Source organism: Pseudomonas sp. GM78, assembly GCF_000282475.1.
Classification (GTDB): Bacteria; Pseudomonadota; Gammaproteobacteria; order Pseudomonadales; family Pseudomonadaceae; genus Aquipseudomonas.
Genome location: NZ_AKJF01000069.1, coordinates 1 through 21,577, shown reverse-complemented (window position 1 = coordinate 21,577; position 21,577 = coordinate 1). Strand labels below are relative to the sequence as shown.

The following is a 21,577-nucleotide window of genomic DNA, read 5'->3' as shown; positions in this document are numbered from 1 at the left end:
TGATTTCAGATGGTGTCAAAACCCTTCTCACAAAAACCGAAAATTGAACCTTTTTTCTGAACGTAAAAGATCCCTGGCAACGGAAAAAAAGGGTTGGCCCCCGCCTTTCACGCACACCGCCGCAGGAAATGTTTTTTGCCACAGCGTGGGGAAAACGCCACTGTGGAAAACTACATGGTGTGGTGGAAACGCCACTATGTTGATATCTACACAGTGTGTCGGGAATTACACTGCTGGGCCTTTACGAACTGATCGAAAACGGTCACAAATTCAAATGTGAGTAGAAATGTGAGTAGTCAGCCGTAACAAAAACTTGATAGCCTCTATCCATAAGCTCTGCAAGGCACAGTTCGAGTCTCCCTCGGGCACCAAAATTAAGAAAGGTCTTGCTTAGCAAGGCCTTTTTTTTCGCCTGTCAAAAAGTGACCGGTACGCCGCCGACCTGTAGGAGCCGGCTTGCCGGCGAAGCTTTTGACCCTCCTCCTCCACACCACCCGCACCGCCGGAACATTTCACAAGGACTCCCCCCATGGAATTGCACCTGGAAACCGTCGCCCTCTTCTCCCTCAAGCTGGCTTACGAATCGGAAGATTCAAGCCCGATTTTGCGGGATGACCTGGTGATGGGTGATTACCAGCGGGATGTGTTTGAGTTGCTGGTGCGGCGGGGGGATGTTGAGGGGATTCAGGTGAAGGTGGGTGAGTGTGTGGGGTTGGCGCTGGAGGCTGTTGGGAGTGTGGATAAGCCGTTGGGGCGGGAGTTGGGGAGGTTGGGGGGGGAATTTGCCGGGATTCAGGCGATGGAAGAGCTTGATGCTCCGCTCATCGCGCTTAAAGATTATCTAAAAGACATTCAGTGAAAAAGGCGTGCGACCTAAAAGGCGGGAAAGTCCATTAGCCGGACAGACGTTGGCCGCCACGCCTTATCCAATAATTAATCCGCCCCCTTTTTCACTCATCTTTTTTTCATTGACAAAAGTCAGGTACAGCCAATTTTTCGATCATTACCGCTTGATGCACTGCTATATTGAACCTACTGTGTTATCCTCGACCATTTACCTACGGCGAAGCCATGGAAAGCCTTATAACTCGAGACGATCTCGGTGCCGGTACGGCACGCACACTCTCGCATCTGGACTTTTCTGGACGCTACTTACCTGACATAGAGGGTAAGAAAGTCATCTATAGTGACTGCAATTTCTCGTATAGCATCATTGAGCGCGGCTATTTCCATAAAGCAGTTTTTACCAACTGCAAGTTCATTGGAGCACGAATTCGCGAATCGATTTTTCGCTCCGCGACATTCGAGAACTGCGACTTCAGCTATGTTGATTTCCATCGATGCGTATTACCTGTTCCTCAAATTCTGGCCAACCTCCCAACATATCCGAACGTTCGCTGGGAACTACTACATAACTTAAGAGCAAATACGCACAGCATCGGCGATACAACGTGGGATGCAGATATCGTATACCATGAGGCTCGTACGGAGATAGAGCATTGGCGTGGCATAGCGAATGCAGGCGCTGGATATTATCAGAAGTACTCCCTACAGCAACGGCTAGCTGCGCGCCTCCATCATGTTCGTCTATTAGCGGAGCGGTATATATGGGGGCACGGTGAGTCGCTATGCAGGCTAGCATTATCGACTATTTTCTTTCTTATGGTATTGGGATTTTTCCACACTATTGGACAGGTTACAAACCTGGAAACCGCATCGATTGGCGGATTACTTCACCAGTATTTTAAGAGCTTATCTTATCTTGCATCATTGTATGTTGACCTACCCAATGTAAGTGCTGCCGAGGTTTCAGCCAGTCCATTCACCTCTGTACTCGCGGTTATATTGCGCTACGCATCTATAGGTTTAGCTGTACCTGTATTGTATAAATTTATATCCAGAAGGTAGCTTGAGAGATGAGTAATTTTAAAGCATATCTTTTCGGCTCAGTTGCGCGAGGTGACCACGACCCTATGAGCGACACTGATGTGCTTCTGGTTTACGACAAAGTACCAGACATCCAGATACAGGCTTATGCAAAAGCGCAAGTCTTGTCCGCAATGTTAGTGAATTGCGCATTCGCTGAGTATTCTAGTGATCACTTAAAGCGCATGTTCAAAGAAGGTCATTTATTCGCATGGCATTTACATCTAGAGGCACTTCCGTTACCTAGATTGGAAATTTGTGAAGACGACCTGCACACCTTTCCATTTCCTGCTCCCTATACTGGAGGTTTAGTTGACTCGGCAAACTTCAATACCTTGCTCAAATCTGTAATGCAATCCGTCATGCTGGGCAGTAAATCTCCGGTGTATGAAGCGGGAATTGCCTATGTTGCTCTTCGCAATATTGGAATGGCGTTGAGCTCCTCGATCCTTGGGCGCCCCTGTTTTAACCGATATGCACCGTTTTACGTGTCGGCGCATCTTCAACTCGCACCTCCCTGCAGCAAGGAACTCTACCAAACACTTATCGCCGCTCGACATGCATCACAACGTGGATTACCTGCACCTCCTATTGCTACAGAGAGGCTAAGGGATGGTCTTCAATCAGCATGCAAATGGGCACAAAACATTATTGAGGTGACACGTGAAAACTCCTGTAGCTAACCGTTTTGGCTCTTTCTTTTCGCGAGTCCAAACTGAACGCAACGTGCTCGCTATAGTCAACGATAGATTTTCAAGTGTGTCAGAACTGCATGGTTTGACCACTGAAGCGATCCAGCAATGGCAAAAACGGCTCACTGAGTTAGAAAGATCGGTGGACAACCTCGACTCTATTTGTTTTCTTCTTCATCGAATTTCCGCAAGGTGCAAGTCTGAAGCTGATCAGAGCCGAATAATCTTTGACGATGAGCCAACGCAACGCCTTCCTATATCTGGGTTACTAATTCAACTTCGTGATGCTTGCTTATAATATCGCACCTGGTAAAAAAAGGCGCAAAACGACGAGAAAATATTTTTATAGTAATCCAATAGTAAATCTACACATTCTTTCACTTTACCTTGGGCTGCAAATAGCCGCGACAAACAGCTCCTAGACTGAACCCCGCTACAAACCTCCTGCGACTTAACTGGCTGTATTGAAAAATAAACTGGTCACCTTTTCTCCGAAGGTCTGAGTCCGAAAATTTGCGTGATGATTTGATCATAGAGGATTACCAGCGGGATGTGTTTGAATTGCTGGTGCGCTGGAGGGATGCTGAGGGGATTCAGGTGAGGGTTGGTGAGCGTGTGGGGTTGGGCGTTGTCGGGGGTATGGATAAGTCTTTGGGGCGGGAGCTGGGGAGGTTGGTGGGTGAATTTTCTAGGACTCAATATATGGAGCAGCTTGATACTCCACTAATTGCGCAAAAAATTACTTTAAAAATATTCAATAAATAAAAGCAGACAACCTAAAAACAGGAACGCTAGATAAGCTCGACCGAGCGCAAACTTAACCCTTCCCTAAAAACATGATTATCGAAAAATGGCATTCAAAAGAATCACTCCCCACCGAAACATCTCAAACGAACTTAAAAGCAATAGCACGCAGCGACCAATATATAAAAAGAAGAAACCTCAACCATCAACAACCACGCAATAACACCCTCACTTAAAAAAAACCATGAAGAGCAAAATCATCACCAAACAAGCATAAATAAAATTAACTAAATTTTTTATATTCTTATACGCCTTTATAGAGTCCTTGAACGGCTTTCGAGACAATGCTGAAAACTCATCCGCAGAAATAAGCCCAATAACCCTTTTACTCCAATTGTAGCGAAACTTTATCTGCGATCTAAAGTACAACTTATTTTGATAACCAGACAGACAGACACTAACAATCAACCAAAAAATATTAGCCAACAGCAAAAACTTAGTCTCTCCAGCCGATAGAAAATTTTTCGCCATCAAAACCTGTCGAAGTGCAACAAGAGTGAAAGAAATACTGAGATCCCGGAGAAGCCCAGTAGTTAACGACTGAGTCCTATCGACAATTTTATTTACCTCTTCTGAAACCGTTTTTCTTATATCCGTTACAGCCTTTAGCAAATCAACTGTCTTAACATGGATATGACTTCGGTAATCCTCTCTAGCCGACTGGTGAGCGCATGCCACTGACCTTAACAAAAACTCCAACCAACTTTCACGACTTCTATGGCGCTGCGTTGAAATCCGCTGACATATCAGAGTATGCCGCACCTCCGCATCCCGAGATTGGCTATAAATCCAATCTAGCGCCATATGCACCCGATGCAAGTCTACGCTGCTATGCGAAGTACCCGGATTCACATAGCCAATCTCTAGACTTCGCCCCCCTTTAAGCGTTAAAAATAATTGACCATCTTTTCTCCATATTTCCGATGCCAATAATGCTGACGCTTTGAACGTAGCAAGCCTCAACCACTCTTCATATAGCTTATTTTTAACATCAGGAATAACTGGTGCAATCCAGAATCCATGTCTGGCATGTATCACTTCACCAGTCGTATCCCTAACTATTTTTCGGGCATCAACCTCTTCAACCAGTTTCTTGGTAGAAGCATGCAGCGGCTCCGGAAAATTCCAACTCTTAAAATCACAAAGCAAAGAGCTAAATGAAACATCCTGTTCAAAAATATAAACCTCACCAAACTGGGAAATCTCAGCAATCAGGGCACAACTCAAAAAACCAGTGGGCGAAAAGAAAAACGCAACCCCGTTTATTTTTTTCTTAACAAACATCACTCGACTTAACTTAGGAAGCTCCAAGATAGTGAGTACGGGAAAAGAAATTTCATCACCAAATTCGTCGGTTGCCACCAAGCTAAAACTCAACTCAGCTGTATTAGTTAAAGAATTTAAATCTGAGTAGAGAGATTCATCGTTCACATCCACTGGTTCGAATACAGCGGAATCTATAGACTCGCTTCTATATTTCAGTTTAGAAAATAGACTATTCATCATCATCAACCACGTAGTCATCCGTGATAATCTTTATAACCTTTCTTCCCCCCTCAGTACTAAAAGAAATAAAATTTTCATCCTCGTGCTTTTTGTTATAAACAACCCTAATGCCTTCAAAAGTTTGCTTTACCTTTGATTTCGCTATTTTTAGGCTTTCCACAGATATCAAAAATTTTTCATTTGAAATTTTCTTTTTCTTTAATGCACCCTCAAAAGCCTTTTGCAATTCTGTATTAGCATGTGCCTCTCCAAAAGCGGCAGCGAGGAGTTTTTCAGGATTCTCTGGATCAAAATCTACGACATCCTTCACTGCTTGATTAACACTAGCCGTTAGTTTTTTTCTTATTTCTGCTGGAATGATTCCAGCATGAGCTTTACCTACCTCAATCAACGCTTCCACTAGGCGCTCAGTCAACATTTCTGTGGAAAAAGATCTATGCACCTCTAGATAGTCTTTAAATTTATCAGTTAAATCACCGTGTGCCCCACTACGATCTATACATATTACCTTTGAAAATTCCGAGTCAATAGTATTAATGAGAACTGATTTTTGCACAGCCTTTTTATCTTGAACAAAATTATTCAAAAACTGGCTCAGTATTGGCTTAGCCTTTCCACCCGACATCTCTTCCGTTTTATATGAAACAACACTCATATCATCGTATTTGATTATGGCGCCATAAACATCGCTACCACTCTTCACTTTAAGCAGCATTAGGACACCCGGAGCCAACCGTTTATCCGAGGCATATAACTCTTGAAATTTAATTGCCAACCGCTCTGAAACGTCTACAAAGGCATGCTCACTAGTTAATGCTTGAATCACTTGCTGCTTTACCCAGGCATCCGCATTAAAGTGATACGCAGTACCTTTCAACGTCTCCTTCAAACGCGCGATAAAGAAATCGGAAAAACTCCCAGGGTCTTCGACTTCAAGCAATATCTTCGGTGATACGAAGTCGGGACCAACAATATGAAATATTATCCTTTCAAGATTGGCATCAGCAGCAAACTCAAAATCCCTAACTACCTCAAGTCCTTTTTCTATCTGCATTTCTGCTCCATCAATTCAGTGAATGTAGCTGTCTTGTTAAGTCAAAACACTATTATCGCCCCGAACAGAGTATCGTACCTGGGCAATAATGGCTCGAAGCTACTATTAAGTCGTCGATCCGTCCACATTTAAGTTTTTAGAAGTACACCGACTGCACCATGCATCCCAGATCAAACCCGAATTTTGCTTATTCACTCGCCTACAAATCGAAAGAATGACGCTTGCAGGACGAAAATCTGCGCGTTACCCTCCCACCCGTCGCTGCCAATTCAGCGACCGGGTGTGGAAACCCGTGTAATTCAAGGCGCAACAGCGCCCCCATCACGTCTGCCGGCGCTTTTTTTTATGCCTGCGGCGTGAGTTATGGCGGCTGTGCGTGGGACGTCTTCGGGCGTGCCGGTTTCCTTGATTCCCGGTTTTCCACCCTGCGCACAGCTGTCACCCATTCGTGTGGAAACGAACGTGACAGCTCCTCATATCAAGGAGTTGGATAATGCGCAGTATCAATCCGTTTGAAATTTGGCTTTTCCCTCTATGCGATTCCCAATCGCGTAATCCCCTCCCCCATTGCCTCTCCATCCTCGGAGGTGGCCAATGACTGAACAACCCGAACTCAAAACCATCGGCTTAACCCCCGCCATCTACTGCTCCGATCAACCACTGTTCCACGTCACTCGCGGTGTTCCGCTCGGTGATGCGTTGTCGATGGCTTCTGATTTTTTGTTCCTGGCCAAGACGCTGACTGAAGATGCTGCCTATGCCAGAGATACCGACCGGCATGCCTGGGCTGCACATTATCTGACTTCGATGAGTAAGGCGTTGGTGGATGATGCGGTGAAGGTGCTTACGCGGGATCGGGCTGTTGCGCCGATGCCCAAGCGGGCGGCCGAGGCTGAAGGGTAGCTTTTGCGTTTTAGACGTCAGGCAGGACGCTTGTAGGGACGGGTTTGGTTGCGGGGGCTTGAGCATTCAGCGGGCGTGGTGGTTGCCTTGAGTTTTTCGCGAGCATGCTCGCTCCTACAGGGGGGTTGGTTTGGGCAACTTCCGTGTTTCATAAACAAGAAGGCTCGAACGTAATGCCGGACTGAGCCAGCACCAGAGGATCGGGCGCGATTGGGGTTGATGCTGTCGGAGCCTGATGAGCATGTCAACTTCGCCCGAGCGGGCGGCGGCGGAGGTTGAGAGGTGGTGGGTAGTTTTTAGCAGTGATGTTGGCTGGGCTGGCGCTATCGCGGGCGAGCCCGCTCCCACAGGGATTGCAGTGAGCTGACATGCATTGTTTGGCCCAGTGGTTGAGTGGGTTTGCGGTGTACCTGCAGCATCGATGGTGGTTGGGCTGGCGCTATCGCGAGCAAGCTTTGCTCCTACAGGGGGTGTAGTTCGCTGGTGGGCATTGTTGGTCCGAGTTCTGCTCCCTGGATTTACCCGCTATTCTGATGCTGTTTCTTGCCCGCAATGCTTGCTATACATCACCCATCGACAAGCCCTTCTGGCATTAGGCCAGCGTGTGAACGCCCCCTGCGGCACTCATCTAGACTTAATGCATAGTCGTAGGCAGAACCGAGCACGTCGCTTTGGTGCGGATCAATCACCAGCCGCGTGGCAAGCTGCCCTTTATGCCCAGTAGAGGTGCGGCGAAGACCGTGCCGGGCGCACAAGATGCCCGCTCAGGGTGCCCTGGCCAACGGCCTGAAAATGCCACGATACCGTGACGTGGTGTGAGTGCCGCAGCCGACACTTTCGGACGACCGACGACCTTCTGGTTTGTCCGTGACCGTGAGGATTGCTGAATGCCTGATGTTGAGTTGCACCTGTCTGTGGTCAACACCCTGTTGGAGCGCCATAAGGGCACTCCCGGCGCCCTGTTGCCGATTCTTCATGATGTTCAGGAACGCATCGGCTACATCCCCGATGCGGCCGTCCCCGAGATTGCTCATGCGCTCAATCTGAGTCAGGCGGAGGTTCGTGGGGTGATCAGTTTTTACCATGATTTCCGTACCTCGCCGCCGGCCCGCCATATTCTGCGGTTGTGCCGCGCGGAGTCGTGCCAGAGCCGTGGGGCCGAGCAGTTGGCTGCGCAGTTGCGTGATCGCCTGCAACTGGATGATCACGGCAGCAGCGCCGATGGCAGCATCAGTTTGCGCCCCGTTTATTGCCTGGGAGCCTGTGCTTGTTCGCCGGCCCTGGAGCTGGATGGTCGGGTGCATGCGCGGCTCAGTGCCGAGCGGCTGGATGCCCTGCTTGATGCTTGCCGGGAGGACGCGTGATGCCGACTCTTTATCTGCCTTGTGATTCGATTGCCCGTGCTGTGGGGGCCGATGAGGTATCCACCGCGCTGATCACTCAGGCCAAAGCACTTAATCTGGCGCTTGAGCTACAACGCACGAGCTCGCGCGGGTTGTATTGGCTGGAGCCGCTGCTGGAAGTGGACAGTCCGCAAGGTCGGATCGGCTTCGGCCCGCTGACCGCAGACGATGTGCCGTCAGTGCTCGATGCGCTGCAAAAAGACGCCAGCCATCCCCTGGCCCTGGGCCTGGTGGAAGAGCTGCCTTATCTCAAATCCCAACAACGCCTGCTGTTCGCCCGCGCCGGTATTACCCGGCCGTTGTCGCTGGACGACTACCGCGCACACGGCGGTTTCGAAGGCCTGACAAGGGCCGTCGCCATTGGTGGCGAGCAGACCGCGACGGCGGTGTTCGATTCGGGCCTGCGTGGCCGCGGCGGCGCGGCTTTCCCCGCCGGGATCAAATGGCGCACGGTGCGTGGCACTCAGGCTGCGCAGAAGTACATTGTGTGTAACGCCGACGAAGGCGACTCTGGCACCTTCGCCGACCGCATGTTGATGGAGGGCGACCCCTTCCTGTTGATCGAAGGCATGGCCATTGCCGGCATAACCGTCGGCGCCAGCTTCGGCTACATCTATGTACGATCGGAATACCCCGACTCCGTGGCCACACTGCGCCAGGCGCTGAACATCGCCCGTGAAGCAGGGTATCTAGGCGCCAATGTCGGCGGCAGCGGCCAGGCCTTCGACATGGAAGTGCGAGTCGGTGCCGGCGCGTATATCTGCGGTGAAGAAACCGCGCTGCTGGACTCGCTGGAAGGCAAGCGCGGAATCGTTCGCGCCAAGCCGCCGATTCCCGCGTTGCAAGGCCTGTTCGGACAGCCGACCCTGGTGCACAACGTGCTGACCCTGGCCTCGGTGCCGCTGATTCTGGCCAAGGGCGCGCAGTTCTATCGCGACTACGGCATGGGCCGCTCCCTGGGCACCATGCCCTTCCAACTGGCAGGCAATATTCGTCACGGCGGTCTGGTGGAGCGGGCCTTTGGCCTGACCCTGCGCGAGCTGGTAGAAGACTACGGCGGCGGTACCGCCAGTGGCCGACCGCTGAAGGCCGCGCAGGTGGGCGGCCCGCTTGGCGCCTGGGTGCCACCGTCGCAATTCGACACACCGCTGGATTACGAGGCCTTCGCTGCCATCGGCGCGATGCTCGGTCACGGTGGTGTGGTGGTGGCGGATGACACATTGGACATGGCCCACATGGCGCGCTTCGCCATGCAGTTCTGCGCCGAGGAATCCTGCGGCAAATGTACGCCCTGCCGCATCGGTTCGACCCGGGGCGTGGAGGTGATCGACCGTCTGCTGGCCGCGCCAGATCAGGCCGCTCGTGATCAGCAGGTGATCATCCTCAAGGACCTGTGCGACACGCTGCAATACGGTTCGCTGTGCGCGTTGGGCGGCATGACCTCCTATCCGGTCGCCAGTGCCCTCAAGTACTTCCCCGCTGACTTCGGTCTGCAAGCCTCGGAGGCCGAGCAATGATCACTGTATTCGATCCGAAAACCGATATCGATCTGGGCACGCCGGCCCGCGAGAGCCAGGTACAAGTCACCCTGAACATCGACGGTCGCAGCATCAGCGTGCCCGAAGGCACCTCGGTGATGCGCGCCGCGGCGCTGCTGGGCACCACCATTCCGAAACTCTGTGCCACCGACAGCCTGGAAGCCTTTGGCTCCTGCCGCATGTGCCTGGTGGAGATCGACGGCATGCGCGGTTATCCCGCGTCCTGCACCACGCCGGTCACCGAAGGCATGAGCGTGCACACCCAGACGCCGAAGCTCGCGACCCTGCGCCGCAATGTCATGGAGCTGTACATCTCCGATCACCCGCTGGACTGCCTGACCTGCTCGGCCAACGGCAACTGCGAGCTGCAAACTGTCGCCGGCCAGGTCGGCCTGCGCGAGGTGCGCTACGGCTATGAAGGCGAGAACCATCTGGAGGATGTGAAAGACACCTCCAACCCTTATTTCGACTACGACCCGAGCAAGTGCATCGTCTGCAACCGTTGCGTGCGCGCCTGCGAAGAAACCCAGGGCACCTTTGCCCTGACCATCACCGGGCGTGGTTTTGAATCCCGGGTGGCGGCGGCTGGCGGTGATAACTTCCTCGACTCGGAATGCGTGTCCTGCGGCGCCTGTGTGCAGGCCTGCCCTACCGCGACGCTGATGGAAAAAAGCGTGGTCGAGCTGGGCCAGCCGGAACGCAGCGTAATCACCACTTGCGCCTATTGCGGCGTGGGCTGCTCGTTCCGCGCCGAGATGAAAGGCGACCAACTGGTGCGCATGGTTCCGGACAAGAACGGCCAGGCCAACCACGGCCACTCCTGCGTCAAGGGGCGCTTTGCCTGGGGCTACGCCACCCACCCGGATCGCATCACCAAGCCGATGATCCGCAAGCACATCAACGACCCGTGGCAGGAGGTCAGCTGGGATGAAGCGGTGACCTACGCCGCCAGCGAATTCCGTCGTTTGCAGCAAAAGTACGGCCGCGACTCCATCGGTGGCATCACCTCCAGTCGCTGCACCAACGAAGAAACTTATCTGGTGCAGAAACTGGTGCGCGCCGCGTTCGGTAACAACAACGTCGACACCTGTGCGCGGGTCTGCCACTCGCCGACCGGTTATGGCTTGAAACAAACCCTGGGCGAGTCCGCCGGCACCCAGAGTTTCGACTCGGTGATGCAGGCCGACGTGATCCTGGTGATGGGCGCCAACCCCAGCGACGCGCACCCGGTGTTCGCCTCGCAGCTCAAACGCCGCCTGCGTGAAGGCGCGCGGCTGATCGTCATCGACCCACGACGCATCGATCTGGTGGACTCGGTGCACGCCCGCGCCGAATATCACCTGGCCCTGCGCCCCGGCACCAACGTCGCCATGCTCAACGCCCTGGCCCATGTGATCATCACCGAAGGCCTGCAAGACCAGCCATTCATCGACGCCCGTTGCGAGGGCAACGATTTCGCCCGCTGGAGCGAGTTCGTCAGCCGTGCGGAAAACTCGCCGGAAGCCCTTGCCCCTGTCTGCGGGGTAGACCCTGCCGACATCCGCGCCGCCGCTCGCCTGTACGCCACCGGCGGCAACGCCGCGATCTACTACGGCCTGGGCGTCACCGAGCACAGCCAGGGCAGCACCGCGGTGATGGGCATCGCCAACCTGGCCATGGCCACCGGCAACATCGGCCGCGAAGGCGTGGGCGTGAACCCGCTGCGGGGGCAGAACAACGTGCAGGGCTCCTGCGACATGGGCTCCTTCCCCCACGAGTTGCCCGGCTACCGGCACATCTCCAACGAAGTGGTGCGCACGCAGTTTGAACAGGCGTGGAACGTCACCCTGCAACCCGACCCGGGCCTGCGTATTCCCAACATGTTCGAGTCGGCGCTGGCCGGCAGTTTCAAGGGCCTGTACTGCCAGGGCGAAGACATCGCCCAAAGCGACCCGAATACCCAGCACGTCACCGCGGCCCTGTCGGCCATGGAATGCGTGGTGGTGCAGGACATTTTCCTCAACGAAACCGCCAAGTTCGCCCACGTGTTCCTGCCGGGCGCTTCGTTCCTGGAGAAGGACGGCACCTTCACCAACGCCGAGCGGCGCATCTCGCGGGTACGCAAGGTCATGGACCCTCTGGGCGGCAAGGCCGACTGGGAAGGCACGGTGGCCCTGGCCAACGCCTTGGGCTACCCGATGAACTACAAGCACCCATCGGAAATCATGGATGAAATCGCCAGCCTCACGCCGACCTTCACCAACGTCAGCTACGCCGAACTGGAGCGCCACGGCAGCCTGCAATGGCCGTGCAACGCCGAGGCACCGGACGGCACGCCGACCATGCACATCGAGCAGTTCGTGCGCGGCAAGGGGCGTTTCATGCTCACCGGCTATGTGCCCACCGAGGAGAAGGTCAACAGTCGCTATCCGCTGCTGCTGACCACCGGGCGCATCCTCAGCCAATACAACGTCGGCGCCCAGACCCGGCGTACCGAGAACGTCGCCTGGCACGATGAAGACCGCCTGGAAATCCACCCGACCGACGCCGAGAGCCGTGGCATCAACGAAGGCGATTGGGTCGGCATCGGCAGCCGCGCCGGGCAGACCGTGCTGCGTGCGCGGGTCACCGAGCGGGTTGCGCCGGGCGTGGTGTACACCACCTTCCACTTCCCGGAATCGGGGGCCAACGTGATTACCACCGACAACTCCGACTGGGCCACCAACTGTCCGGAGTACAAGGTCACCGCCGTGGAGGTCAGCCGCGTGTACCACCCTTCGGAGTGGCAAAAACGCTTCCAGGAATTCACCGACGAACAGCACCGTTTGCTCAAGGAACGCCGTCAGGCCCGTGGCGATAAAGCGGAGGTGCGCCGATGAGTACTGAAAACCTGATCAAGATGGCCAACCAGATCGCCCAGTACTTCGCCAGCGAGCCGGACCGGCAACTGGGGGTACTCGGTGTGCGTAATCATCTGCAGATGTACTGGACGCCGGGTATGCGCAAGGAGTTGCTGGCCTGGCAGACGGCGCATCAGGGCGCGGACTTGCACCCGCTGGCGCAAGAGGCGGTCAGTGGGGCGGGCTGGGAGGCTTAGCCCGCTGACCGAAAACCTGTAGGAGCGAGCCTGCTCGCGATGGACTCGAGAACACTGCGGGGTGCCAGGCTTCCCGCGTTATCGTTAACGACCATCGCGAGCAGGCTCGCTCCTACAGGGTGTGTGTGTAGTGTCAGAGCAGGTGCTGGGAGATCAGCTTGGAGACCTCGACCATCGAGGTCTTACCGGTGAATTCGAATTTCACTTTGCCCAACGACGAAAAATAAATCTCCAGCTCAGAATCCAGATCGAACGTCCCCGAAGTCTCCACCGAATACGCCACGATGTTTTTATACGGCAACGAGGTGAAGTCTTTCTTGCTGCCGGTGATGCCCTGTACGTTCACCGCGATGATGCGCTTGTTGGTGAACACCACGCCGTCGCGCATGGATTTGTACGAGTCGATGACCTTTTCGCCGTCGAGCAAAAGGTCGGCAACCCGTTCGGCGTATTCCTCGTTTTGCTTGAGCTTGAAGAATCCCTTGTTGTTGAAGTCGATCATTGGTCTCTCCCTGATTGTCAAAACACGCATCTAAGCACGACTTCATGCCCTTGGGCCTGTCTTACTTTTCTCCGCCGGTCGTGCGTACCGCACTCTCGATCGCACGCACGCTGATCGCCGCGAAGATCGCCGTGAGCAGCACGCCGTTGAACCCCAGCAATATCGCAAGGATCCGCGACAGCGCCAGTTTCGGCACGAGTTCGCCATAGCCGATGGTCAACCCGGTCACGAAGCCGAAGTAGATGCCGTCAAAAGCGTCCCAGCCTTCCAGGTAGCTGATGATCAGGCCGCACGTGACGATGACGACCAGCATGGTGGAAAAGATCGGCCAGACAATTCGAAGGTAGTAGCCGACGGCTTTGTAGAACTCTCGACGGATCTGCGAAGTATGGGCGGGCTTCATGACGTGGGTGTCCTGGGGGCGGAAGAGCCTGGCTGTTCACTTTTTGACCGGCGGGGTGGCGGCTTCCTTTCCGTCAATCGTCTGGTCTTTGGTTTTTTCACCGGCGTCAGGTACTGAGGGATTGGCAAAACCGGCCTTGGCGTTTTCGGCCTTGGTCTTGTGGATATCGCAGCCCTGCGCCTCGCTGACCTGGGTGCACCCGGACTTCTCCAGCTGTTTGCGGTATTTGTCGTTGATGGCATGGGCCGGGGCCTGGGCGAGCAGCAAAATGGCCAGTGTCGGCAGGATGATTCTGTTCATGGGTCCTCTCTTCTGCTGGGCGCCAGCGATCTGCATGGCAGCTTCACTTTAGCCTGTGTCGCCGTCAGCTGCGTTATCATCCCCCGCCTCTGTGCCCCCAAGAGTTTTTATCCCGGATGTCCCAAGCGCTGCCATTACCCGACGACCCTCAATCCCTGCCCCCTGTGCTGGCCGGCCCGATATTACGGCGCCTGGAACCCACGCGGCTGGTGCTGTGGCTGGTGGGTTCGCGAGCGCTGGAGCTGACGCTGCGCTTGCAGGGCATGGGCGATATTCGTCTCGATGCCAGGCAATGCACGGTGATCGCCGTGGGTACCCACGCGTTCGTGCACCTGATCGATGTAGCGCTGGACGCTGCCCTGCCCTGCGATGAATTGATCGAGTACGACCTGCTGATTGATGACGGCACCGGCATCGCCACCTGGGCGCCGCATCTGTTGTACGGCGATGCAACTGCACCGAATTTTGTCCTGCGCAGCCGCATCGAGCAGTTGCTGCACGGCTCGTGCCGCAAGCCCCATCACCCGGCGACCGACGGGCTGCTGTGCGTCGATGAGCTGTTGGCGCAAGACCACCCGGCCACTGACCGTCCGGCGTTGTTGATGATGAGCGGCGATCAGGTCTACGCCGACGATGTCGCCGGGCCGACCCTGCGGGCGATCCATGCCTTGATCGAACGGCTGGGGTTGTTCGGTGAGCATCTGGAGGGCGCCGTGGTCAGCGACAGCGCCGAGCTTTACGGGCACGCCGCCTGTTACTACCACCGCGCGGACCTGTTGCCGGCGCTGCAAAGCAACGAAACCCTGCGCGAGCGTTTTTTCGGTGGCGCGCGCAAGCCGATTTTCACCAGCAGCAGTGCCGACAATCACCTGGTGACCTTCGCCGAAGTGATGGCCATGTACCTGCTGGTCTGGTCACCGACGCCCTGGACCCTGATCGCGCCAAAACCGCCGAAACTGATCAAGGAACGGCGCGAGCGTTATGCCCTGGAGCAGACGCGCATCGACGCGTTCAAGGCCGGCCTGGACAAGGTCGCCCGAGCCCTGGCGCACGTGCCGACGTTGATGATTTTCGATGACCACGACATTACCGACGACTGGAACCTTTCCGCTCAATGGGAGGAAACGGCCTACGGCCATCCGTTTTCCCGGCGCATCATCGGCAATGCGCTGCTTGCCTACATGCTGTGCCAGGGCTGGGGCAACAACCCGGATGCCTTCGGCGCCGTACTGGAAAAAACCCGTTCGCTCAGCGCCACCGGCGACGATTGCTACCTCGACAGCGATGTCCAGGACGACCTGATCAATGAGCTGCTGCGCTTCCAGCACTGGCACTACGTGCTGCCCACCACGCCGGCCATGGTGGTGCTCGACACCCGCACCCGGCGCTGGCGCAGCGAGATGACCCTCAAGCAACCGTCGGGCCTGCTGGACTGGGAAGCCCTCAGCGAACTGCAGCAGGAACTGCTGGATCACCCCTCGGCGATCATCGTGTCGCCGGCGCCGATCTTCGGCGTCAAGCTGATCGAAACCGTACAACGGGTGTTCAGCTGGCTGGGTTATCCACTGCTGGTAGACGCCGAGAACTGGATGGCCCATCGCGGCGCGGCCCAGGTGATCCTGAACATTTTCCGCCACTCGCGCACGCCGGGTAACTACGTGGTGCTGTCGGGCGATGTGCATTACTCCTTCGTCTACGAAGTGCTGATCCGCCACCGCAAGGCCGGCCCGCGCATCTGGCAGATCACCAGCAGCGGGATCAAGAACGAATTTCCGCCAACCCTGCTGGAGTGGTTCGACCGCCTCAATCGCTGGCTGTATTCACCGCGTTCGCCGTTGAACTGGCTGACCAAGCGCCGGCGCATGCGCATCGTGCCGCACGTGCCCGAACATGCTGAAGCGGGCGAACGGCTGTGGAATTCGGCGGGGATCGGCCAGGTGTACTTCAATGAACAAGGGCAGCCACGGGATATTTTTCAGCACAACGCCAATGGCTCGCCGAAGACGCGAATGGTGGCGCCTGAAGATGATGCTTAATGGGCTGGACTAAAAACCTGTAGGAGTGAGCCTGCTCGCGATAGCGGTATATCAGCCAGCCTATTAGTTGAATGTTACGCAGCCATCGCGAGCAGGCTCACTCCTACAGTTGATCGGTGTCGCTCATGGACCTCACCCGAACCCTGATCATCGGTAACTCCGGTTCCGGCAAAAGCTGGCTGGCGCAACGCCTGGCCGAGCGATTGCAGGTGCCATGGACCGATCTCGACCGCGTTCACTGGCTGTCCGACGAACACAGCATCGCCCGCCCCCGCGCCGAAGCCCTGGCCTTGGCGCGGGTCGCGGCGGAGCAAGAGCGCTGGGTGATCGAAGGCGTTTATGGCTGGATCGCCAGCGAACTTCTGCACCGCACGACGGCGCTGATCTGGTTGTGTGTTGCCGACGAGGTTTGCGTCGCCAATATCCGCCAGCGTGAAGCCAACGACGACGAACGCCTGATCGCCCTGGTTGAGTGGGCGGGGAGCTATCGCCAGCGTGATGGGTCCAGCGGATATACGGCCCATCGGCAGCTGTTCGAAGGGTTTGCCGGTTGCAGAATTCAATTGATGGGCCGGACTGAAATCAGCGATTTCGCCAGCGCAATGCACTACGCCGATTGATTTATCTTCACGGCTTCTCATCAGATAAGGACTACAGCGTTCTCGGAAACGTCCCGAGGAGATTTCGACGATACTCAGGAGAAGCGTTGATGCGCCAACTGCATAACGACCATTCGGAGCTATCGCCTTGTCAACCTGTACTGATTTCTGTACGTTCCTTGCATCAAGCGAGGATTTCACCATGCAGACCATCAATTACACCACCGCACGCGCGCACCTGGCTGAAACCATGGATCGCGTCAATGAAGACCGCACCCCGCTGCTGGTCACCCGCCAGAAAGGCGAGCCGGTGGTGATGATGTCGCTGGCGGAATACAACGCCCTCGAAGAGACCGCCTACCTGCTTCGCTCCCCCGCCAATGCTGAGCGCCTGATCAAATCGATTGGCAACCTGCGCGCCGGGAAAACCAAGTCTCGGCAACTCATTGAAGAATGAATATCGAGTTCACTCCTGAAGGCTGGGACGACTACCTTTGGTTTCAGCAAAACGATAAGGCAGGACTCAAACGCATCAACCTGCTGATCAAAGCCATCCTGCGTGAACCGTTCGAGGGGCTCGGAAAACCGGAACCGCTCAAACACAACTTGAGCGGTTTCTGGTCGCGCCGGATAACGGCTGAACATCGCCTGGTCTACACCATCGAAGACGGTGAGTTACGCGTTGTCATGTGCAGATACCACTACTGAACTCACCCCCCTGACAATCATCTCCACCTCCCGCTCATCAATCGTCAGCGGCGGCAACAAACGAATGGTTTGCCCCCGTGTCACGTTGATCAGCAACCCATGATCCCGGGCAGCGATCAGGCTCAGGTCGCGGATCGGTTGCTTGAGTTCGATGCCGATCATCAAGCCCTGGCCGCGGATCGCCAGGACGTTCGCCTGGTTCGCCAATTCCATGCGCAGCCTGCTCATCAGGCGTTCGCCCTGGAGCCGGGCATTTTCCAGCAGGCCTTGCTCCTCGATGATGTCCAGCACCGTGCAGCCGACCCGGCAGGCCAGCGGGTTGCCGCCGAACGTGCTGCCGTGGCTGCCCGGGGTAAAGAGTTCGGCGGCTTTGCCACGGGCCAGGCAGGCGCCGATCGGGACGCCGTTACCCAGGCCTTTGGCCAGGGTCATGACGTCCGGGACGATGCCTTCGTGCTGGAACGCGAACCACTGTCCGGTCCGGCCGATGCCGGTCTGGATTTCGTCGAGCATCAGCAACCAGGATCGCTGGTTGCAGAGTTCGCGCACGGCTTTCAGGTAGCCGGGGGGTGCCAGTTGCACACCGCTTTCGCCCTGGATCGGCTCCATCAGGATTGCCACGATGCGTGAGCCGTGATCCTGGCGCACCTTGTCCAGCGCCTTGAGGTCGCCGAAGGGCACTTTGACGAAATCCCCCGGCAACTTGTTGAAAGCCAGGCGCACCGCCGGGCCATCGCTGGCGGACAGGGTGCCGAGGGTGCGGCCATGGAAAGCGTTTTCCATGACCACCACCAAGGGTTGCTCGATGCCTTTGTGCCAAGCGTGCAGCCGGGCGATTTTCAGCGCTGTTTCATTGGCCTCGGCCCCGGAGTTGTTGAAGAACGCCCGGTCCATTCCCGCAAGCCCAGTCAACCGGCGGGCCAGGCGTTGCTGCCAGTCGATGCTGTAGAGGTTGGAGGTGTGCAGCAACAGCCCCGCCTGTTCGCTGATGGCCGCGACGATTTTCGGGTGCGAGTGCCCGACGTTGGTCACCGCCACCCCGGCCACCGCGTCCAGGTATTCACGACCGGCCTGGTCCCACAGGCGCGTGCCCAGGCCCTTGTTGAAACTCAAGGCCAAGGGTTGGTAAGTGCTCATCAGGCAGGCGGCGGTCATGGCATCAGGCTCCATCAAGGGTCGGTGTTTTTGCAGTATGGTTAGCCACCTGAGCTGGATAAATACTGCAATACTTCAATCATTTTAAAGTCGAGCTTGATAATGGACCTGTTCCAGGCAATGACCGTCTACGTCAAAGTGGTGGAAGCCGGCAGCATGACCGGCGCTGCATCGCAGTGCAAAATGTCCACGACCATGGTCGGCAACCACCTCAAGGCCCTTGAGCAGCGCCTGGGTGTGCGCTTGCTCAACCGCACGACCCGGCGCCAGCGGCTGACCGAATTCGGCGCTGCGTATTACCAGCGCTGCCTCGAAGTGCTGGGGCTGGTGGCGGATTCCGAACGCCTGGCCGAGCAGGCGGTGGATGAACCCAGCGGCACGTTGCGCATCTCGGCGCCCTTGACCTTCGGCACGGAAAAACTGGCGCCCGCCCTGAGCGAATTCGCCCTGCTCTACCCCCGGGTAAAACTCGACGTGATGCTCACCAACCGGCGCCCGGACCTGCTGGAAAACGGTCTGGACGTGGCCTTTCGGCTGGGTGCCATCGAGGAGTCCAACCTGATTGCCCGCCCACTGGTCGACTACACCCTGACCATGTGCGCCTCCCCGGCGTACGTGGCCCGTCGCGGCGCGCCGCAAACACCGGAAGACCTGCGCCACCACGATTGCCTGTCCTTCGCCTATCCCGCCGGCGATGACTGGCACTCGGTGGAGAAGGAATGGCGCCTGGCCGGCCCCGAAGGCGAAGTCACGGTGGCGGTCAGCGGACCGATGCTGATCAACAGCTCGGCGGGGCTGCATCAAGCGGCACGAACCGGCATGGGCATCGTGATGATGCCCGATGTCCTGGTTGAGCAAGACATCCAGGACGGCAAGCTGTTGGGGCTGATGCCCGGGTTCACCCCGCCGAGCCGGCCGATGAACCTGATGTATGCCCAGGACCGCTACCGGCTGCCGAAATTGCGACGTTTCGTCGACTTCGCCCTGCAGATCTGGGGCAAGCACTAGCAGGCTCGCCGGGCCTTGGACTAATCTCCCTGACTGAGCAGGTCATTGGCTATCAGGCTAGCGCCAGGGAGAGCAGCAATGGGAGAGACTTCGAGTATCGAACCCTTGAAGTTCAATGTCTCGGACATGAACGAAGGCATGCTGCACACCATCATGGAGCTGGTCAGCGACGGTATCTGGGACTGGAACGCCAACACCGGTTTCGTCTACCGCAACGCCCGCTGGTACGAAATGCTCGGCTACACGCCGCACTCCCTGGACAACAACGTATTGACCTGGGAAAACATCATCCACCCCGATGATTTCCCGCAGGTGATGGCCCTGTTCGACGACTATCTGAGCCAGCGCACGCCGGTGTATCAGGCCGAGTACCGTTGCCGCACCCACGACGGCAGTTATATCTGGATCGAAGACCGCGGCCACGTGCTGGCGCGCAACGCCGACGGTTCGGTGGCGCGGATGGTCGGCGCCCACCGCAGCATCGAAGACAAGAAGCGCCTGCTCGAAGCGCTTGAACGGCGCAATCAGTCCCTTGAAGCCATCGTCGAAGAACGCACCCGCGAATTGTCCAGGGTCAATCAGCAACTGCAGCAGCAACTGGAAGAAAACCGCAAACTGGCGCAAACCGATGCCTTGACGTCAACCGCCAATCGCTATCGCCTGGATCAGGCCCTGCGCCAGGAATGCGAGCGGGCCCAGCGCTTCCGACAGCCGCTGTCATTGATCGCCATGGACATCGACGACTTCAAGAGCATCAACGATCACTACGGCCATGCCTTGGGCGATGCCGCCCTGATACAGGTGGTAGAACGGGTGCAGCGCTACCTGCGTGAGGGTGACCTGCTGGCCCGTTGGGGCGGCGATGAATTCATCGCGGTGCTTCCCGATACCTCGCTGGCCGAGGCCAGGGCTCTGGCCGCAACCATCCGCCAGGGTCTGTCGCAGATGCCGTGCGTGGGCGACTTTCACGTGACCATGAGTTTCGGCGTGGTCCAGCGCTTCGAGGAAGAACAACAGACCGGTTTGATGGCCAGGGCCGATCAGGCACTGTACCGGTCGAAAGTCGCCGGCAAGAATGTGATCAGCGGATAACCGCCGTCACATCCCCGCCTTCACCAGCACCGGTTTTTCCTGGTAGCGATCCGGGTACAGTTGCTTGAGCTGCGCCACCTTCGGCAAGTCGTTGATCACGATGTAGGGATAGGTCGGGTGCTCGGTCAGGAAGTCCTGGTGTTCTTCTTCAGCCGGGTAAAAACCGTTGAAGCTTTCCAGCTTGGTCACAATCGGCTTATCGAACGCATGCGCGGAGTCGAGCTGGGCAATGTAGGCTTGGGCGACCCGTTGCTGCTCGCTGCTCTTGGTGAAGATCGCCGAGCGGTACTGGGTGCCGGTGTCCGGCCCCTGGCGATTGAGTTCGGTCGGGTTGTGCGCCACGGAAAAGTAGATCTGCAGCAAGGTGCCGTAGCTGACCTGGCTCGGGTCGAAAGTCACTTCCACGGATTCCGCATGGCCGGTATTGCCGCTGCTGACGCGCTCGTACTGCGCCGTATCGGCTTTGCCACCGGCGTAACCGGAGACGGCATTTTTCACGCCTTTGACATGCTGGAACACCCCTTGCACACCCCAGAAGCAACCACCAGCGAACACCGCGGTTTCGCTGCGGGCCTGGGTGGTTTCGTCGAGGGCCGGTGGCGGAAGAAGCACGCCTTCTTCAGCGCCGCCAAAGGAAAACGCCGAGCATTGGCTGATGATGCCGGCAGCGGCCAGCCCCAACAGCGTGCGGCGCCAGGTGAAAAGATTTTTCATGTCACAGACTCCTGGGAAATTCAGATGGCCCTGGGCTCGAACTTGAGCGCCAGACCGTTCATGCAATAACGCAAACCGGTCGGTTTCGGCCCGTCGTCGAAGACATGGCCCAAATGCCCGCCACAACGGCGGCAGTAAACCTCTTCGCGCACCATGCC

Annotated in this window: 23 protein-coding genes; 15 read left to right on the top strand and 8 right to left on the bottom strand. The window is 56.5% G+C overall.

Translation table 11 applies throughout. From position 1 onward, the window contains the following. The first annotated feature begins 529 nt into the window (after window positions 1-529). The 4 genes from PMI35_RS21210 to PMI35_RS0132465 all read left to right on the top strand — a co-directional run bounded on the left by PMI35_RS21210 (window position 530) and on the right by PMI35_RS0132465 (window position 3,383). On the top strand, window positions 530-859 hold the full coding sequence (locus tag PMI35_RS21210; RefSeq protein WP_008057680.1) for a hypothetical protein: 330 nt from the start codon (window positions 530-532) through the stop codon (window positions 857-859). 212 nt (window positions 860-1,071) lie between these two features. Next, window positions 1,072-1,908: a pentapeptide repeat-containing protein gene (locus PMI35_RS33795; RefSeq protein WP_008057678.1), complete on the top strand. Its 837-nt coding sequence runs from the start codon at window positions 1,072-1,074 to the stop codon at window positions 1,906-1,908. Window positions 1,909-1,916: 8 nt separating this feature from the next. Continuing rightward, window positions 1,917-2,609: a nucleotidyltransferase domain-containing protein gene (locus PMI35_RS33790; protein WP_008057676.1), complete on the top strand. Its 693-nt coding sequence runs from the start codon at window positions 1,917-1,919 to the stop codon at window positions 2,607-2,609. A 522-nt stretch (window positions 2,610-3,131) separates the two neighbouring features. Next, the gene (locus PMI35_RS0132465) at window positions 3,132-3,383 is read left to right on the top strand and encodes a hypothetical protein (RefSeq protein WP_238543159.1); all 252 of its coding nucleotides are present in this window, start codon (window positions 3,132-3,134) and stop codon (window positions 3,381-3,383) included. A 207-nt stretch (window positions 3,384-3,590) separates the two neighbouring features. Here the strand turns inward: PMI35_RS0132465 and PMI35_RS21215 are convergent, their stop codons facing one another. Both PMI35_RS21215 and PMI35_RS21220 read right to left on the bottom strand, forming a co-directional pair. Beyond that, window positions 3,591-4,946 carry a hypothetical protein gene (locus PMI35_RS21215; protein WP_032831491.1) on the bottom strand — a complete coding sequence of 452 codons (1,356 nt, stop codon included), beginning with the start codon at window positions 4,944-4,946 and terminating at the stop codon, window positions 3,591-3,593. Then, on the bottom strand, window positions 4,918-5,982 hold the full coding sequence (locus PMI35_RS21220) for a nucleoid-associated protein (RefSeq protein ID WP_008057674.1): 1,065 nt from the start codon (window positions 5,980-5,982) through the stop codon (window positions 4,918-4,920). The genes PMI35_RS21215 and PMI35_RS21220 overlap by 29 nt, the downstream gene beginning before the upstream one ends. Before the next feature lie 594 nt (window positions 5,983-6,576). Here PMI35_RS21220 and PMI35_RS21225 point away from each other — a divergent pair. From PMI35_RS21225 to PMI35_RS21245, 5 genes are all read left to right on the top strand, one after another. Next, a complete protein-coding gene (locus PMI35_RS21225; RefSeq protein WP_008057673.1) occupies window positions 6,577-6,885 on the top strand; it encodes a DUF3077 domain-containing protein in 309 nt (102 codons plus the stop codon). Window positions 6,886-7,772: 887 nt separating this feature from the next. Beyond that, on the top strand, window positions 7,773-8,249 hold the full coding sequence (locus PMI35_RS21230) for a formate dehydrogenase subunit gamma (protein ID WP_008057671.1): 477 nt from the start codon (window positions 7,773-7,775) through the stop codon (window positions 8,247-8,249). Then, window positions 8,249-9,805, top strand: a complete 1,557-nt coding sequence (locus PMI35_RS21235; RefSeq protein ID WP_008057669.1) for a formate dehydrogenase beta subunit — start codon at window positions 8,249-8,251, stop codon at window positions 9,803-9,805. The genes PMI35_RS21230 and PMI35_RS21235 overlap by 1 nt, the downstream gene beginning before the upstream one ends. Beyond that, window positions 9,802-12,684 (top strand): formate dehydrogenase subunit alpha, encoded by a 2,883-nt coding sequence (gene fdhF / locus PMI35_RS21240; RefSeq protein ID WP_008057667.1) that lies wholly within the window; start codon window positions 9,802-9,804, stop codon window positions 12,682-12,684. Before PMI35_RS21235 ends, fdhF begins: the two co-directional genes overlap by 4 nt. Then, on the top strand, window positions 12,681-12,902 hold the full coding sequence (locus tag PMI35_RS21245) for a formate dehydrogenase subunit delta (RefSeq protein ID WP_008057665.1): 222 nt from the start codon (window positions 12,681-12,683) through the stop codon (window positions 12,900-12,902). The genes fdhF and PMI35_RS21245 overlap by 4 nt, the downstream gene beginning before the upstream one ends. 133 nt (window positions 12,903-13,035) lie before the next feature. On the opposite strand, the gene PMI35_RS21250 is transcribed toward PMI35_RS21245, so the two are convergent. The 3 genes from PMI35_RS21250 to PMI35_RS21260 all read right to left on the bottom strand — a co-directional run bounded on the left by PMI35_RS21250 (window position 13,036) and on the right by PMI35_RS21260 (window position 14,107). After that, window positions 13,036-13,404, bottom strand: coding sequence for a PH domain-containing protein (locus PMI35_RS21250; protein WP_008057664.1), 369 nt, complete (start codon window positions 13,402-13,404; stop codon window positions 13,036-13,038). A 61-nt stretch (window positions 13,405-13,465) separates the two neighbouring features. After that, on the bottom strand, window positions 13,466-13,807 hold the full coding sequence (locus tag PMI35_RS21255; protein WP_008057663.1) for a potassium channel family protein: 342 nt from the start codon (window positions 13,805-13,807) through the stop codon (window positions 13,466-13,468). A 36-nt stretch (window positions 13,808-13,843) separates the two neighbouring features. Continuing rightward, window positions 13,844-14,107, bottom strand: coding sequence for a hypothetical protein (locus PMI35_RS21260; protein WP_008057662.1), 264 nt, complete (start codon window positions 14,105-14,107; stop codon window positions 13,844-13,846). A gap of 116 nt (window positions 14,108-14,223) precedes the next feature. Between PMI35_RS21260 and PMI35_RS21265 the strand changes: the two genes are divergently transcribed. The 4 genes from PMI35_RS21265 to PMI35_RS21280 all read left to right on the top strand — a co-directional run bounded on the left by PMI35_RS21265 (window position 14,224) and on the right by PMI35_RS21280 (window position 17,450). Continuing rightward, window positions 14,224-16,143, top strand: a complete 1,920-nt coding sequence (locus PMI35_RS21265) for an alkaline phosphatase D family protein (protein ID WP_008057660.1) — start codon at window positions 14,224-14,226, stop codon at window positions 16,141-16,143. A gap of 125 nt (window positions 16,144-16,268) precedes the next feature. Next, window positions 16,269-16,763: an AAA family ATPase gene (locus PMI35_RS21270; RefSeq protein ID WP_008057658.1), complete on the top strand. Its 495-nt coding sequence runs from the start codon at window positions 16,269-16,271 to the stop codon at window positions 16,761-16,763. Between the two features lie 181 nt (window positions 16,764-16,944). Then, complete coding sequence (locus tag PMI35_RS21275; RefSeq protein ID WP_008057656.1) at window positions 16,945-17,199, top strand: type II toxin-antitoxin system Phd/YefM family antitoxin; 255 nt, start codon at window positions 16,945-16,947, stop codon at window positions 17,197-17,199. Further along, entirely contained in the window at window positions 17,196-17,450 is a 255-nt protein-coding gene (locus tag PMI35_RS21280; protein ID WP_008057655.1) for a Txe/YoeB family addiction module toxin, read from the top strand. The genes PMI35_RS21275 and PMI35_RS21280 overlap by 4 nt, the downstream gene beginning before the upstream one ends. On the opposite strand, the gene PMI35_RS21285 is transcribed toward PMI35_RS21280, so the two are convergent. Further along, the gene (locus PMI35_RS21285) at window positions 17,418-18,605 is read right to left on the bottom strand and encodes an aspartate aminotransferase family protein (protein ID WP_008057653.1); all 1,188 of its coding nucleotides are present in this window, start codon (window positions 18,603-18,605) and stop codon (window positions 17,418-17,420) included. The two genes, PMI35_RS21280 and PMI35_RS21285, sit on opposite strands and share 33 nt — an antisense overlap. 102 nt (window positions 18,606-18,707) lie before the next feature. Between PMI35_RS21285 and PMI35_RS21290 the strand changes: the two genes are divergently transcribed. Together PMI35_RS21290 and PMI35_RS21295 are read left to right on the top strand one after the other, a co-directional pair. Beyond that, window positions 18,708-19,613, top strand: coding sequence for a LysR family transcriptional regulator (locus PMI35_RS21290; protein ID WP_008057651.1), 906 nt, complete (start codon window positions 18,708-18,710; stop codon window positions 19,611-19,613). A 78-nt stretch (window positions 19,614-19,691) separates the two neighbouring features. After that, window positions 19,692-20,705 carry a sensor domain-containing diguanylate cyclase gene (locus PMI35_RS21295; RefSeq protein WP_008057649.1) on the top strand — a complete coding sequence of 338 codons (1,014 nt, stop codon included), beginning with the start codon at window positions 19,692-19,694 and terminating at the stop codon, window positions 20,703-20,705. Between the two features lie 6 nt (window positions 20,706-20,711). Here PMI35_RS21295 and msrA read toward each other — a convergent pair whose 3' ends face one another. Next, on the bottom strand, window positions 20,712-21,419 hold the full coding sequence (msrA, locus tag PMI35_RS21300; RefSeq protein WP_008057648.1) for a peptide-methionine (S)-S-oxide reductase MsrA: 708 nt from the start codon (window positions 21,417-21,419) through the stop codon (window positions 20,712-20,714). Window positions 21,420-21,439: 20 nt separating this feature from the next. Next, window positions 21,440-21,577, bottom strand: a 138-nt coding sequence (locus PMI35_RS33425) for a peptide-methionine (R)-S-oxide reductase (RefSeq protein WP_008057647.1), incomplete at its 5' end; no start/stop codon positions are given.